The organism is Streptomyces sp. NBC_01454, assembly GCF_036227565.1.
GTDB lineage: Bacteria > Actinomycetota > Actinomycetes > Streptomycetales > Streptomycetaceae > Streptomyces.
Window position 1 is genome coordinate 6,852,381 of the sequence record NZ_CP109460.1, and the last position, 12,820, is coordinate 6,865,200.

Here is a 12,820-nt window from a genome sequence, read left to right on the forward strand (position 1 = left end):
CGGAGCGGGGCCGATCCGGGCGGGCCCCGCGGCAGCGGCTCAGCCCGCGGCCTCCCGCCGCCGTGCCCGGTAGGCCGCGACGTGCAGCCGGTTTCCGCAGGTGCGGCTGTCGCAGTAGCGCCGCGAGCGATTGCGGGAGAGGTCGACGAAGGCATGCCGGCAGTCCGGAGCCTCACAGTGCCGCAGCCGCTCGCGCTCCCCGCCCACGACGAGGAACGCCAGCGCCATCCCGCCGTCCGCGGCCAGGTGCTCGGCGACCGAGGCGCCCGGCGCGAAGTAGTGGACGTGCCAGTCGAACCCGTCGTGATCGGTCAGCCGTGGGGTGGTGCCCGCCGAGGCGACCAGCGAATTCAGCTGTTCGGCCGCGGTGCGGTCGTCGCCCGCCGCGAAGATCTGCGCGAACCGCGCCCGCAGGGACCGCACGGCCGTCAGATCCCCCGCACCGAGCGTGCCCACATCACTGATGCCGTTGCGGCGCACGAAGTCCCCGAGGGCCGCAAGATCGGTCAGACTGTCGGGCGCTCCGGGCGATTCGCCCTCCGGAGCGGTGTTCAGCAGATCGACGACCGCGTCCAGTGCGCACCGGGTGTCATGGGTGATCATCACGGTTCCGCTCCCTGGCAGGGTGGGGCCGGACGGGTGCCGCCCCTGGTGTGGTTGCCGAATGGTCGCCGACTCTAGCGCTTCGAACAAGCTTCAGCGCCGACTCCGCGGTGGGTCCGCGGCGACGACGCCGAAGTGTGCCGTATGAACTTGTCGGTCCTGCGCCGTCTCCCCGAGTCGGACGGACGCAAGTGTGAGCGGGTGAGTGCTTTCGGTAACCGGTCTGCGTCTCAGCTCTCCGCAAGGATGTGGGAGAGCTCGGTGTCGAGATCGAAATGCCGGTGCTCCGTACCGGGCGGTACGGCGGCATCGGTCCTTTTGAGGAACGACTCGAGAGCCCGCGCGGGCGCCTCGAGCAGGGCTTCGCCCTCCGGGGAACTCAGGGCGATGCACACCACGCCCTGTCCGTGGCTCCGGGACGGCCATACGCGGACGTCTCCGGTGCCCGTGGGCCGGTGCAGGCCCTCGGCGAGGAGGTCGCGGGCGAATACCCATTCGACGGTTTCCTCGGCTCCGGTGTGGAAGGTGGCATGCACGGCATAGGGATCGGCCGTGTCATACCGCAGGCCCGCGGGTACAGGCAGTGAGGACTCGCTCGACACAACGAGGCGCAGGTGCAGCTCGCAGCTGACCGTGGTGTTCATAAGCGCCAGGGCCTTTCGCTCAGTGTGCGCTCGGGGATTCGCACGTCGGCGAAATCGACATGCCACCTACGGTGCCGTTGTAAACCCCTCTGACGGTTTTGGGTGGCTTCAGGTACCTCTTCCGGCGGATTGCGAGATCGTCCTCGTCGGTAATTCCGGCGAACCCGCACCTTCCGGTAAGTTTGGGTGCATGAATACGCAGAGTAACGGGGGGTCGGGAACCCTGGAGGAGGACGCTCCGGCCGGGCAGCCGCTCGGCTCCAGAGCGCCGCACTTCATCAAGCGCTCCCGGCCGCTGCACCTGAGCTGGCAGGTCGGAGTCTTCGTCGTCGGACTCGCGGTCGTCGTGGCCGGCGTGATCATGCTGCCGCTGCCGGGACCGGGCTGGCTGGTGATCTTCGGCGGTATGGCGATCTGGGCGACGGAGTTCGTCTGGGCCCAGCTGGTGCTGCGCTGGACCAAGCACAAGGTCACCGAAGCGGCCCACAAGGCGCTCGACCCCAAGGTGCGCCGGCGCAACATCATTCTGACCGTCATCGGCCTGGTGATCATCGCGGCGGCGCTCGCGGTCTATGTGTGGAAGTTCGGCCTCGCGATGCCGTGGAACGTTTCCGAGTGACCGGGAAATGGTCAGAAGTGCCTGTCGGCGTGGGGTAATGTTGGCCGTGCGCCCGGGCGATTAGCTCAGTGGGAGAGCGCTTCGTTCACACCGAAGAGGTCACTGGTTCGAACCCAGTATCGCCCACCCCGGACGACGGCCCGGAGACTTCAAGTCTCCGGGCCGTCGCGCTTGTTGGACGGGTGCGCCGTCCCGGGGGCGCACACTGGGATCATGTCTGACTGGTCACGCCGTCTGCATCGCTACCGCTTCCGCACCGTCTGGTTGCTCCCCGCGTCGCCGACCGTCGTCTATGCGGTCCTCGAACGCGCCGAGGCCTACCCGTGCTGGTGGCCACAGGTCCGCGAGGTGACCCCGCTCGACGACCGCAGCGGGATCGTCCGGTTCCGGTCCCTGCTGCCCTACGACCTGACGGTGGTGGCGAGCGAGCGGGTACGGGACCCCGGCAGCGGGACGCTGGAGATCGCGATGCGCGGGGATCTGGCCGGCTGGGCGCGCTGGACGGTGGTGCCCGGGGCGGGCGGCACCCGTGTCGTCTTCGAGCAGGACGTCGAGCTCTGCAGGCCGCTGCTGCGGCGGTTCGCGCTGCTGGGGCGGCCGGCCTTCCTCGCCAACCACGCGCTGATGATGCGGGCCGGGCGGCGCGGCCTGGCCGCCTGGCTGGCCCGTGGATGAGCCGCGCCGGGCGCCCCGGAGGACGGCCCGGGGGCGCCCGGGAAGAGGAATTTGATGCCGGGCCCGAGAGGACTGTATTGTTCTGCTCGTTCGCGGGGGGAGCCCCGCCGACACCCGGGCGATTAGCTCAGTGGGAGAGCGCTTCGTTCACACCGAAGAGGTCACTGGTTCGAACCCAGTATCGCCCACCGGGATCAGGAACCGGGCCGCCAAAAGGCGGTCCGGTTCTTTTTGTTGGAGAACGCCGTCCGGGAATTCCCGCCAGGCTTTGCCGGCCGGGCCCGGAAATCGCTGAGGGGCAATCAGGCCGCGGCAGGGAGATCCGGTCGCACCGGCCAATGGGGATCGACGGTCTCGGGGCTGCCGCTGCGGGCGAACCACGCCTGAAGTCCACGGGCCTGTGCCGCGTGCCAGACGGCCTGGCGGGTGTGCAGCTCGGCCGGGTGCAGCCCCTCCAGGCGGTCGGCGAAGCGGTGGCCCAGGGCCCTGACGACCAGGAGTGCGGCGAGCGCGTCGGCGGCGGCCTCATGGGCGTCGGTCAGCTCGATCTCGTAATGCGCACACAGATCGGTGAGCGTCCGGCGGCCCTTGCGGTAGCGGTCCAGGTGTTTGTCGAGGACCCGGGGGTCCAGGACGCGCAGCGGATGGCCGCCCAGGTAGGCGTCGAGCGAGCTGGCGCGGTGCCGCCTCAACTCGCGTTGCAGAAGGGTGAGGTCGAACGGGGCGTTCATCACGACCAGCGGGCGGCCGGCCACCGACTGGGCGGCCAGGGCGCGCGCGATCTCCTCCAGCACCGGCGCCGGCCAGCGGCCGTGCAGGGCGAGATGGTCGGCCGTCAGGCCGTGCACGGCCGTCGCGGCCTCGGGTATCGCGACGCCCGGGTTGATCAGCCAGCGGGTGACCCGGGGCGCGGAGCGCGGGGTCTCCTGGACCACCAGGGCGGCGGAGACGATGCGGTCCCGCTCGACGTCGATGCCCGTGGTCTCGGTGTCGAAGGCGGCAAGCGGACCGTCATACCAGCACGGCATCATCCCAACTCCTCGCGCTCGTACAGCGGATGACGTGCGCGCCATCCCGACCTGGTGATACCCGAGCGGCCCGGTGGTCGAACCGTCCTTGTTTGCGGACCACTTGACGGGGAGACAACCAGAGGGACGGGCCGGCGCGGAGGAGCCCCCTGCCCGTCGGCCCCACTCATCGATCGGTACAGCCCGGAAGGCCTTGAGCGATGACGCTCGCGCAGCCCGAACCGGGCGGGCTGTCCCCCGCAAGCGGGAGGTACCCCCAGCCCGCCATCACCCCGCAGCGCGGCGGACTCGCGACCACCGCCTGTATGGAGACCCTTCAGGTGGGATATCTGCACGCGGTCGCCGCCGCCTCCGGATGCTCGCTGGCGCAGCCCTTCCCGGACAACGGAATCGACTGGCACGTCAGCCATGGCGCGCCCGGCCACACCGTCGACGACGAGGTCACCATCAAGGTGCAGCTCAAGTGCACCTACCAGACCGCACCCCGCCCGCCGGGGCCGACCTTCGCCTTCACCCTCGACAACGACCATCTGGTGAAGCTGGCCCGTACCCCCGTCACGGTGCACAAGATCCTGGTCGTGATGCTGGTCCCGCGGACCCAGGAGGACTGGCTGAGGGCCTCGCACGACCGTCTCGAACTGCGGCATTGCTGCTACTGGATCAATCTGGCCGGCCACCCGGTGACCGGCCGGCGCAGGACCACCGTGCGGATTCCGACCACGCGGATCTTCGACGACCGCGCGCTCTGCGAGATCATGACGCGGGTCGGGGCGGGAGGGAGACCCTGATGTACCGGCCGACCGATGATCACGATGCGCGGCTGCTGGATCCCGCGCAGCTCGACCCGGCGGTGCTCGGCGCGCTGCTGGCGCGGCACGGCTGGCGTCGCCGGGGCGGGGCCGCCGGCCACTACGCCCGGTGGACGCCGCCCGGCGGCGCGGCCGGCACCAGCCTGCTGGTGCCGCACGACCGCCGCTTCCCCGACAGCGGGGAGCTGCTCGCGGAGGCGCTGGCGGCGCTGGCGCAGAGCGCCGCGCCCTCCGCCCGCGAGGTGCTGATGGGGCTCGCGGTGCCCAGTGACGAGGTGCGCTGGGAGCGCGCGGTCCCCGACGGCGGCTCGGGGGCCGCGCACTGGGCGGCGCAGGAGCAACTGCGCGGGGCGGCCCGCTCGATGCTGGTCGCCGGGGCGCTGGGGACGTACGGCCGGGCCGGCTACTACGGCGCCCGGCACCGGCGGCAGGCCGAGGCGTTCCTGGGCGAGGTGCTGGTCGGTCCGGCGGTGGCCGAGCGCCGGCTGACCGCGTTCGTCCCGGTACGCGGGGGGCGCGGTGCGGTCGCCGGGTTGCAGCGGGCGCTGCACGCGGCCCGGGACGCCACCGACTACCAGCGGGCCACCGGCGGGATGGAGGCGTTCGACGCGGCGGTCGCGCTGGGCGTCTGCCATGAGCTGGTCCAGGCGCTGATCGCGCTGGTGCGGGACGCGGAAGGGGCGCGGGTCTCGGTCGAGTGGTCACCGGGCGCCGGCGCCCCGGCCGGCTGTCCGGCCCGGCCCGAAGCGGTGGAGTTCTCGCCCGGCGATCTGCCCGCGCTGCAGCAGGCCGCCCAGCGGTACGTGCGGGCGGAGCCGTCGCTGCCGGTGCGGGTGACCGGCGCGGTGGTACGGCTGCGCAGGGAGCGCCCGGGCGGGCCCGGCACGGTGCGGCTGCGGGTGATCACCGGTGCGGACGTGGTGCAGGTGCGGGTCGCGCTGGGGGAGGAGGACTACCGCATCGCCGGGCATGCGCATCTGGTGGGGCTGCCGGTGCGGGTGACCGGGCGGCTGGAGAGCCGGGGCGGGTTCCGCCGGATCACCGGCGGCCGCGATGTCACGCCCGTACAGGTCGACGAGGCCGAGCGGGACCGGCTGCTGAAGTCCCTCCAGGAGAATCTCGACTTCTTCGAGGAGGCCTGCGGCGCGGAGGACTGAGCGCCTGCGCGCGGGGGTGGTGAAACCGTTTCGCGGTCCGGTCCGCAGGCTCGGTACGATTCTGCTGCGCAGCAATCGCTGACGCGCAAGAGACATGAGTCAGGAGAGACCGGTGTCAGACGTCCGTGTGACCGTTCCACGCGATTCCGAGCGGGAAGAACGCGTGGTGACCACGGGCACTACGGCCGCCGACCTCTTCCAGGGTGAGCGCAGTGTCGTCGCCGCGCGAGTGGCCGGGCAGCTGAAGGACCTCGCGTACGAGATCGCCGACGGCGACGAGGTCGAGCCCGTCGACATCACCTCCGAGGACGGTCTGAACATCCTGCGGCACTCCACCGCGCATGTGATGGCGCAGGCCGTGCAGGAGCTGTTCCCGGAGGCGAAGCTCGGCATCGGCCCGCCGATCAAGGACGGCTTCTACTACGACTTCGACGTCGAGACCCCCTTCCACCCGGACGATCTCAAGCGCATCGAGAAGAAGATGCAGGAGATCCAGAAGCGCGGGCAGAAGTTCGCGCGCCGGGCGGTCAGCGATGGCGCCGCGCGCGAGGAGCTGGCGGACGAGCCGTACAAGCTCGAACTGATCGGGCTCAAGGGCTCCGCCGCGGACGCCGCCGAGGGCGCCTCCGCCGAGGTCGGCGCCGGCGAGCTGACCATCTACGACAACCTCGATGGCAAGACCGGCGAGCTGTGCTGGAAGGACCTCTGCCGCGGCCCGCACCTGCCCAACACCCGCGCCATCCCGGCGTTCAAGCTGATGCGCTCGGCCGCCGCGTACTGGCGCGGCAGCGAGAAGAACAAGCAGCTCCAGCGGATCTACGGCACCGCCTGGCCGACCAAGGACGAGCTCAAGGCGCATCTGGAGTTCCTCGCCGAGGCCGAGAAGCGCGATCACCGCAAGCTGGGGTCGGAGCTGGATCTGTTCTCCTTCCCGGAGGAGCTCGGCCCGGGCCTCGCCGTCTTCCACCCCAAGGGCGGCGTCGTCCGCAAGGTGATGGAGGACTACTCCCGCCGGCGGCACGAGGTCTCCGGCTACGAGTTCGTGAACACCCCGCACCTCTCGAAGGAGCGCCTCTTCGAGATCTCCGGGCATCTGCCGCACTACGGCGAGTCGATGTTCCCGGCCATCGAGTTCGACGAGCAGAACTACCGCCTCAAGGCGATGAACTGCCCGATGCACAACCTGATCTTCAAGTCCCGCGGCCGCTCCTACCGTGAACTGCCGCTGCGTCTCTTCGAGTTCGGGACGGTCTACCGCTACGAGAAGTCGGGCGTCGTGCATGGCCTGACCCGCTCGCGCGGCTTCACCCAGGACGATTCGCACATCTACTGCACCAAGGAGCAGATGCCGGAGGAGCTCGACACGCTCCTCACCTTCGTGCTCGACCTGTTGCGCGACTACGGCCTGAACGAGTTCGAGCTGGAGCTGTCCACCCGCGACCCGGAGTCGGACAAGTTCATCGGCTCGGACGAGGACTGGGAGGAGGCCACCGAGGCGCTGCGCCAGGCTGCCGAGAAGCAGGGCCTGCCGCTGGTCCCGGACCCGGGCGGCGCCGCGTACTACGGCCCGAAGATCTCGGTGCAGGCGAAGGACGCGATCGGGCGGTCCTGGCAGATGTCGACTCTGCAGGTCGACTTCAACCAGCCCAAGCGGTTCGGCCTGGAGTACACCGCGGCGGACGGCTCCAAGCAGCAGCCGGTCATGCTGCACCGCGCGCTCTTCGGCTCGATCGAGCGTTTCTTCGGCGTGCTGCTGGAGCACTACGCGGGCGCGTTCCCGGCCTGGCTGGCGCCGGTGCAGGCGACCTGCATCCCGATCGGTGACGCCCACGTCCCCTACCTCCAGGAGTTCGCCGCCCAGGCGAAGGCCAAGGGGCTGCGCATCGAGGTGGACGCCTCCTCGGACCGGATGCAGAAGAAGATCCGCAACGCGCAGAAGTCCAAGGTCCCGTTCATGGTCATCGCCGGTGACGAGGACATGGAGGCCGGCGCGGTCTCCTTCCGTTACCGCGACGGTTCGCAGAAGAACGGCATTCCGCGGGACGAGGCGATCGCCGAGATCCTGGACGTCGTGGAGCGCCGCCTCCAGGTGTGACGCCCGGCAGATGAGCGGTGGGGCCCCGGCGAGCGATCCGCTCCCGGGGCCCCGTCATGTCTCGCCGTCCTGCCGGAAGCGACGCAGCAGCCAGGAGGAGAAGGAGCCCACTACCGCGCCGACCAGCGCCACCCCGAGGAACATCAGCCCCACCGCGACCACCCGGCCGCGCGGGGTGACGGGGGTGGCGTCCCCGTACCCCGTCGTCGTCAGGGTCGAGCAGGCCCACCACACCGCGTCGCCGAAGCTGTGGATGTTCGCGCCCGGGGCGGAGCGCTCGTCGTGGTAGACGGCCAGGCTGGCCGCGAAGCCCAGGAGCAGCGAGGTGAGCCCCGTGTACAGCATCACCCGTGCTTCGAGGATGAGCTGCGGATGGTCCCGGCGCCGCTGCATCCGCTCGTGCATGTCCACGATCCGCAGCGGCCGCAGCAGGGGCAGCACGGTCACGATCAGATCCAGCCAGCGGGTGCGCAGGAAGTGCCGACGGTCGTTGCTGTAGGCCAGTCGCGCCAGATATTCGGCGACGAAAAAGCCCCAGCTGACGGCGGTGACCAGCTCCCACCAGGTCTCCCAGCCGGGAGAGAGGTCGGGGACCAGCACCCGGACCGCGTAGGAGGTGAGGAAGAGCAGCGAGGCGACAAGGAGATACGGCTGGGCGGCTTGCTCCCAGTCCCACAGTCGCTGCTCGCTGTCCACCGCCACAGCATCGCGGAGCGGGTGCTGCCCGGTGCCCCAACGACACGGCGCCAATGGGCGAAGCCATATGCTGGCCCGTATGACAAGCGAGCCGGAGCAGCAGATCGGAGTAGGGACGCAGGACGCCTTCCAGCGCCTGTGGACGCCCCACCGGATGGCCTACATCCAGGGGGAGAACAAGCCGACCGGCCCGGGGGCCGGCGACGGCTGTCCGTTCTGCACGATCCCCGAGAAATCGGACGAGGACGGCCTCGTGATCGCGCGCGGTGAGCATGTCTACGCGGTGCTGAACCTGTACCCGTACAACGGCGGGCACCTCATGATCGTCCCGTTCCGGCATGTCGCCGACTACCCCGATCTGGACGGTCCGGAGACCGCTGAACTCGCCGAATTCACCAAGCGGGCGATGACCGCGCTGCGTACCGCGTCCGGGGCGCACGGCTTCAACATCGGGATGAACCAGGGCACGGTCGCCGGCGCCGGCATCGCGGCCCACCTCCACCAGCACGTCGTCCCGCGCTGGGGCGGGGACACCAACTTCATGCCGGTGGTCGGCCACACCAAGGTGCTGCCCCAACTTCTCGCCGACACACGGGCGATGCTCGCCGACGCCTGGCCCGCGTAGGGCGTCGTCGCCCGGTCCCCGGGACCGCCGTCCGAGGCGACACGCACCAGGGCGAATCGGATAGATCGCCCTCATTCCGATTAATTGCCCCTCTAATGGGGTGGTGACTTCCCTAGATCGCCGTTCCGTGCTGCGCGCGGCCGCCTCGGCCGCGGCCGTCGGCGCGCTCGCGGGCTGTGACCCGCACCGGGACGAGGACCCCGGCGCCGGGCCGGTCCGCCGGGCGAGCCCTTCCGGGGCGGGCCATCCCGTGCCCGCCCCGGCACACGCCGCCCGGCCGCCGACCCGGGTGCCCGGTCTGCCCGTGGAGATCGCCCACGGGCCGCGCGACGGCCACGCGGTCGCGCTGACCTTCCATGGCAGGGGCGACCCCGAACTGGCGAGGGCGCTGCTGGGCGAGGCCGAGCGGGCCGGTGCCCGGGTCACCGTGCTGGCCATCGGCGACTGGCTCGACGAGCAGCCCGCGATGGCCCGCCGGGTGCTCGACGGCGGCCATGAGCTGGGCAACCACACCATGCACCACCGCAACATCTGCGCCCTGCCGGCCGCTGAGGCGTACGCCGAGATCAGCCAGTGCGCGGACCGGCTGCGCGCACTCACCGGGACCATCGGCAGCTGGTTCCGCCCCTCCCAGGCGCAACGGGCCCCGGAGCTGGTGACCAGGCTCGCCCGCAAGGCCGGCTATCCGCACGTCCTGTCCTACGACGTGGACTCCCTCGACGCGAACGACCCCGGTGCCCCGGCCGTCCGGCGCACGGTCCTGGACTCGGTCGCACCGGGCTCGGTCGTGAGCCTCCACCTCGGGCACGCCGGCACGGTGGCCGCGCTGCCCCCGATCCTCGACGGCCTCCGCCGGCGCGGTCTGCGCGCGGTGACGACAACGGAGCTAGTGACGTGATGGCTGACCGGAACCGTACCCACGACCGCCGGATCCCGCGCGCACGCCACCGGGCCGCCGCGCTGCTCGCGGTGGCCTGCGCGCTGCTGGCGGCGGGCTGCGACGGCGGCGGCAAGGCCGCACCCTCCGCGTCCGAGCGGCGGCCGGTCGAACGCGCACCGCTCAAGGCCGGCAGGAACGACCTGCCGGGGATGCCGCCGCCGCTCAACGCACACGACCTCTACGCGGCGGACCGGCCCGGCCGGTTGTCCCCGCAGGTCAAGGACTACCCCTCGCGGATCTACGTCCCCAACACCGGCTCCGACACGGTCAGCGTCATCGACCCGAAGACCTACAAGGTCATCGAAACCATCCCGGTGGGCATCCAGCCGCAGCACGTGGTGCCCTCCTGGGACCTGAAAACGCTCTGGGTCAACAACAACCGGGGGCACGACCTCACCCCGATCGACCCCGCCACCGGCAAGGCCGGCGAGCCCGTCAGGGTCCACGATCCGTACAACCTCTACTTCACGCCCAACGGGAAGTACGCGATCGTGATGGCCTCGATGGACCGTCAGCTGGTCTTCCGCGACCCGCACTCCATGGAGATCCGCAAGACGCTCCCGGTGCCCTGCGCCGGCGTCAACCATGCCGACTTCTCGCCGGACGGGCGGTACTTCATCGTCTCCTGCGAGTTCTCCGGCGAACTGCTCAAGGTCGACACCGAGAAGATGAAGGTGATCGGCCAGGAGAAGCTGCCGTTCGAGGGGGCGATGCCCCAGGACGTCAAGATCTCCCCGGACGGCAAGACCTGGTACATCGCCGACATGATGGCCGACGGCGTCTGGGTCATGAACGGCGACACGTTCGACCGGCCGAAGCTGATGCCGACCGGCAAGGGCGCACACGGCCTCTACGTCAGCCGCGACTCGCGGTACATGTACGTCTCCAACCGGGGCGAGGGCTCCATCTCCCTGCTGGACTTCAAGACCGGCGAACTCGTCGACAAGTGGCACATCCGCGGCGGCGGCAGCCCCGACATGGGCGGGCTGTCCACCGACGGCAAGGTGCTGTGGCTGTCCGGCCGGTACAACTCCGAGGTCTACGCGCTGGACACCCGTACCGGCAAGACCCTCGCCAAGATCCCCGTCGGCCAGGGCCCGCACGGTCTGGCGGTCTACCCGCAGCCGGGGCGCTACTCGCTGGGGCACACCGGCATCTTCCGCTAGCGGCGGCCGGCCGGACCCGGACCCGGCCCCGGGTCCGGGTCCGGCCGTACCGGGCTAGAAGACTCATGAAGATCTTGCTGAGGGGTCGTTCGGCCGCAGGCCGGGCGGCCCCTCCGGCTATGTGCTGGCCGGGGCGAGGTGCCAGGTTCCGTTGGTTCGGTTGAGTCCGAGGTTGATCAGTCGGCGAAGGTTGAGGGCGGCTGCTCGGGTGTGGAGCCAGGTGTCGTTCTTGATGGTGCCGCGGTAGCGGAGTTTGCGGTTGCCGTGGTGGACGAGCCAGGCGACGGCACGTTCGACCGGTGGTCTCCAGCGCCGGTAGTCGGCCTGCCAGTCGGGATCGGTGGCGGCCTGCTGGCGGGCGGCGGCGAGCAGATCGTGGTGCGGACGGATGGTCAGGATCCGCCCGGCCTTGGCCTTGGTGCACCGCTCACGAAGGGGGCATCCGGCGCACACGTCCTTGAACGAGGCTTTGCGCTGGTGGTGCTGCCCGGCGGGAGCGGATAAAGGGACGGTGTGTCCGGCGGGGCAGGTCACGGTGGCGGCGACGGTGTCGATGACGAAGTCGTCGAGGGTGAAGCCGCCAGGGACGGCGGGCCGCAGCGGTGCGGGTTTGAGGAACAGCCGGTGACCGGCGGTTTCGAGGCTGTGGCGGGCGTCACCTGTGGAGTAGGCGGTGTCACCGAAGGCGTCAACGGGCTCGTCCTCGTCGGTGAGCAGGTCGATTCCGACCATCGCCTCGTGGTGCTCGGGACCGGCTCCGGGCCGCAGGGCGACGGCGGTGTATAACCCGGTCTCGGGCTCAATGGCGAGGTGGGCCTTGAAGCCGTCCTGCTGGTGGGTGCGGGTCTTGTGCACGTGCCGGGCTTCGGGGTCGACAGTGGAGACCATCCGGTTCTGTGCGGTGCCTTGGGTGATGCGCCAGCGCCCGTCGCGGCCGTCGGAGTCCTCGGCGGGCTCCACGTCCTGGCCCGCGACCAGGGCCAGGATGCCGACCGCGTTCGCGGCCTTCTCGCCGAGCTGCTGCTCGGGCAGGTGGCCCAGCAGCCGCAGCGCGTCACCGACCAGGGCGTCGACCAGGTCGGCACGGGCCTGCTCGTCGTTCCAGGCGATCCTCGGCTTGCCCGGGTCGTTGTAGTCGTGCGCGGTGCAGTGCACCGCGACCACCTCGCCGGCCCCGGGGACGTCCCGGATCACCGCCCGGATGGCGGCGATGATCTGGGTGACGGTGTCCTGGGTGGCCACCGCGTCATCCAGCACGGTGGAATCCAGCGCCCGGCGGTGCTTGCCCTTGAGGACACCGGTGGCCTTCACGACCTCCCGCACAGCCTCGAACACCCGGTTCGGCCGGGCGGAACGGGCCAGCCGGCGGCGGAAGTAGGCCAGCAACGACGGATCGAACGCCATGTCATGAAGGCCCAGTCCGCAGGCTGCCTTCCACCTCAGGTCGCACCGCAGTTCCTGGACCGTCTCGAAGTCCGACAGCCCGTGCAGGGCCTGCAGCGTGATCGCCGAGGCCAGGATCTGCGGCGGCATACTCGGCCGCCCGTTCGCCGACGGGTACATGTCCGCGAACATCTCCGCTTCGAACAGCGTGCTGCGATGCTCGGCCAGGAAAGCGAACACACTCCCCGCCGGGATCAAATCCCGGCAGGTCTCCCACACATCCGGCCCGACCGTCTCCCCGGCCCATTCCCCCATCACCACAACAAGCAGTCTGGCCCCGCCGCTCACGCGGCGGGGCCAGAACTCCAAGATCTTCATGA

Annotated in this window: 13 protein-coding genes and 2 tRNA genes; 10 read left to right on the top strand and 5 right to left on the bottom strand. The window is 70.5% G+C overall.

Translation table 11 applies throughout. The features are described 5' to 3' along the window. Positions 1-39: 39 nt before the first annotated feature. The gene (locus tag OIU81_RS30320; protein ID WP_329152923.1) at positions 40-606 is read right to left on the bottom strand and encodes a CGNR zinc finger domain-containing protein; all 567 of its coding nucleotides are present in this window, start codon (positions 604-606) and stop codon (positions 40-42) included. Between the two features lie 227 nt (positions 607-833). Further along, complete coding sequence (locus OIU81_RS30325) at positions 834-1,247, bottom strand: SsgA family sporulation/cell division regulator (protein ID WP_003959770.1); 414 nt, start codon at positions 1,245-1,247, stop codon at positions 834-836. 190 nt (positions 1,248-1,437) lie between these two features. On the opposite strand from OIU81_RS30325, the gene OIU81_RS30330 reads away from it, so the two are divergent. The 4 genes from OIU81_RS30330 to OIU81_RS30345 all read left to right on the top strand — a co-directional run bounded on the left by OIU81_RS30330 (position 1,438) and on the right by OIU81_RS30345 (position 2,729). Continuing rightward, positions 1,438-1,866 carry a TIGR02611 family protein gene (locus tag OIU81_RS30330; protein ID WP_329152924.1) on the top strand — a complete coding sequence of 143 codons (429 nt, stop codon included), beginning with the start codon at positions 1,438-1,440 and terminating at the stop codon, positions 1,864-1,866. Positions 1,867-1,920: 54 nt separating this feature from the next. Beyond that, positions 1,921-1,992: transfer RNA gene (locus OIU81_RS30335), tRNA-Val, on the top strand. A gap of 87 nt (positions 1,993-2,079) precedes the next feature. Continuing rightward, the gene (locus OIU81_RS30340) at positions 2,080-2,541 is read left to right on the top strand and encodes an SRPBCC family protein (RefSeq protein ID WP_329152925.1); all 462 of its coding nucleotides are present in this window, start codon (positions 2,080-2,082) and stop codon (positions 2,539-2,541) included. A 116-nt stretch (positions 2,542-2,657) separates the two neighbouring features. After that, positions 2,658-2,729: transfer RNA gene (locus OIU81_RS30345), tRNA-Val, on the top strand. A gap of 114 nt (positions 2,730-2,843) precedes the next feature. Here the strand turns inward: OIU81_RS30345 and OIU81_RS30350 are convergent. After that, entirely contained in the window at positions 2,844-3,569 is a 726-nt protein-coding gene (locus tag OIU81_RS30350) for a 3'-5' exonuclease (RefSeq protein ID WP_329155463.1), read from the bottom strand. Positions 3,570-3,769: 200 nt separating this feature from the next. On the opposite strand from OIU81_RS30350, the gene OIU81_RS30355 reads away from it, so the two are divergent. The 3 genes from OIU81_RS30355 to thrS all read left to right on the top strand — a co-directional run bounded on the left by OIU81_RS30355 (position 3,770) and on the right by thrS (position 7,630). After that, positions 3,770-4,357, top strand: coding sequence for a DUF4365 domain-containing protein (locus OIU81_RS30355; protein ID WP_329152926.1), 588 nt, complete (start codon positions 3,770-3,772; stop codon positions 4,355-4,357). Beyond that, positions 4,357-5,535, top strand: coding sequence for a hypothetical protein (locus OIU81_RS30360; RefSeq protein ID WP_329152929.1), 1,179 nt, complete (start codon positions 4,357-4,359; stop codon positions 5,533-5,535). Before OIU81_RS30355 ends, OIU81_RS30360 begins: the two co-directional genes overlap by 1 nt. A gap of 112 nt (positions 5,536-5,647) precedes the next feature. Next, positions 5,648-7,630 carry a threonine--tRNA ligase gene (gene thrS, locus OIU81_RS30365; RefSeq protein WP_329152931.1) on the top strand — a complete coding sequence of 661 codons (1,983 nt, stop codon included), beginning with the start codon at positions 5,648-5,650 and terminating at the stop codon, positions 7,628-7,630. Between the two features lie 54 nt (positions 7,631-7,684). Here thrS and OIU81_RS30370 read toward each other — a convergent pair whose 3' ends face one another. Then, positions 7,685-8,332 (bottom strand): potassium channel family protein, encoded by a 648-nt coding sequence (locus tag OIU81_RS30370; protein WP_329152933.1) that lies wholly within the window; start codon positions 8,330-8,332, stop codon positions 7,685-7,687. Between the two features lie 61 nt (positions 8,333-8,393). On the opposite strand from OIU81_RS30370, the gene OIU81_RS30375 reads away from it, so the two are divergent. The 3 genes from OIU81_RS30375 to OIU81_RS30385 all read left to right on the top strand — a co-directional run bounded on the left by OIU81_RS30375 (position 8,394) and on the right by OIU81_RS30385 (position 11,057). After that, positions 8,394-8,951, top strand: coding sequence for an HIT family protein (locus OIU81_RS30375; RefSeq protein ID WP_329152934.1), 558 nt, complete (start codon positions 8,394-8,396; stop codon positions 8,949-8,951). Positions 8,952-9,054: 103 nt separating this feature from the next. After that, positions 9,055-9,849 carry a polysaccharide deacetylase family protein gene (locus OIU81_RS30380; protein ID WP_443074070.1) on the top strand — a complete coding sequence of 265 codons (795 nt, stop codon included), beginning with the start codon at positions 9,055-9,057 and terminating at the stop codon, positions 9,847-9,849. Further along, positions 9,849-11,057 (top strand): YncE family protein, encoded by a 1,209-nt coding sequence (locus OIU81_RS30385; protein WP_329152936.1) that lies wholly within the window; start codon positions 9,849-9,851, stop codon positions 11,055-11,057. The genes OIU81_RS30380 and OIU81_RS30385 overlap by 1 nt, the downstream gene beginning before the upstream one ends. A 117-nt stretch (positions 11,058-11,174) precedes the next feature. Here OIU81_RS30385 and OIU81_RS30390 read toward each other — a convergent pair whose 3' ends face one another. Beyond that, positions 11,175-12,755, bottom strand: coding sequence for an IS1182 family transposase (locus tag OIU81_RS30390; protein ID WP_329154803.1), 1,581 nt, complete (start codon positions 12,753-12,755; stop codon positions 11,175-11,177). Positions 12,756-12,820 lie beyond the last annotated feature (65 nt).

Bases quoted from the DNA above. Each gene is read 5' to 3' on its own strand.
- OIU81_RS30390 (WP_329154803.1), bottom strand. From the start codon at position 12,755: ATGGGGGAATGGGCCGGGGAGACGGTCGGGCCGGATGTGTGGGAGACC.
- OIU81_RS30350 (WP_329155463.1), bottom strand. From the start codon at position 3,569: ATGCCGTGCTGGTATGACGGTCCGCTTGCCGCCTTCGACACCGAGACC.
- OIU81_RS30375 (WP_329152934.1), top strand. From the start codon at position 8,394: ATGCTGGCCCGTATGACAAGCGAGCCGGAGCAGCAGATCGGAGTAGGG.
- OIU81_RS30330 (WP_329152924.1), top strand. From the start codon at position 1,438: ATGAATACGCAGAGTAACGGGGGGTCGGGAACCCTGGAGGAGGACGCT.
- OIU81_RS30340 (WP_329152925.1), top strand. From the start codon at position 2,080: ATGTCTGACTGGTCACGCCGTCTGCATCGCTACCGCTTCCGCACCGTC.
- OIU81_RS30360 (WP_329152929.1), top strand. From the start codon at position 4,357: ATGTACCGGCCGACCGATGATCACGATGCGCGGCTGCTGGATCCCGCG.
- OIU81_RS30355 (WP_329152926.1), top strand. From the start codon at position 3,770: ATGACGCTCGCGCAGCCCGAACCGGGCGGGCTGTCCCCCGCAAGCGGG.
- OIU81_RS30325 (WP_003959770.1), bottom strand. From the start codon at position 1,247: ATGAACACCACGGTCAGCTGCGAGCTGCACCTGCGCCTCGTTGTGTCG.
- OIU81_RS30385 (WP_329152936.1), top strand. From the start codon at position 9,849: ATGGCTGACCGGAACCGTACCCACGACCGCCGGATCCCGCGCGCACGC.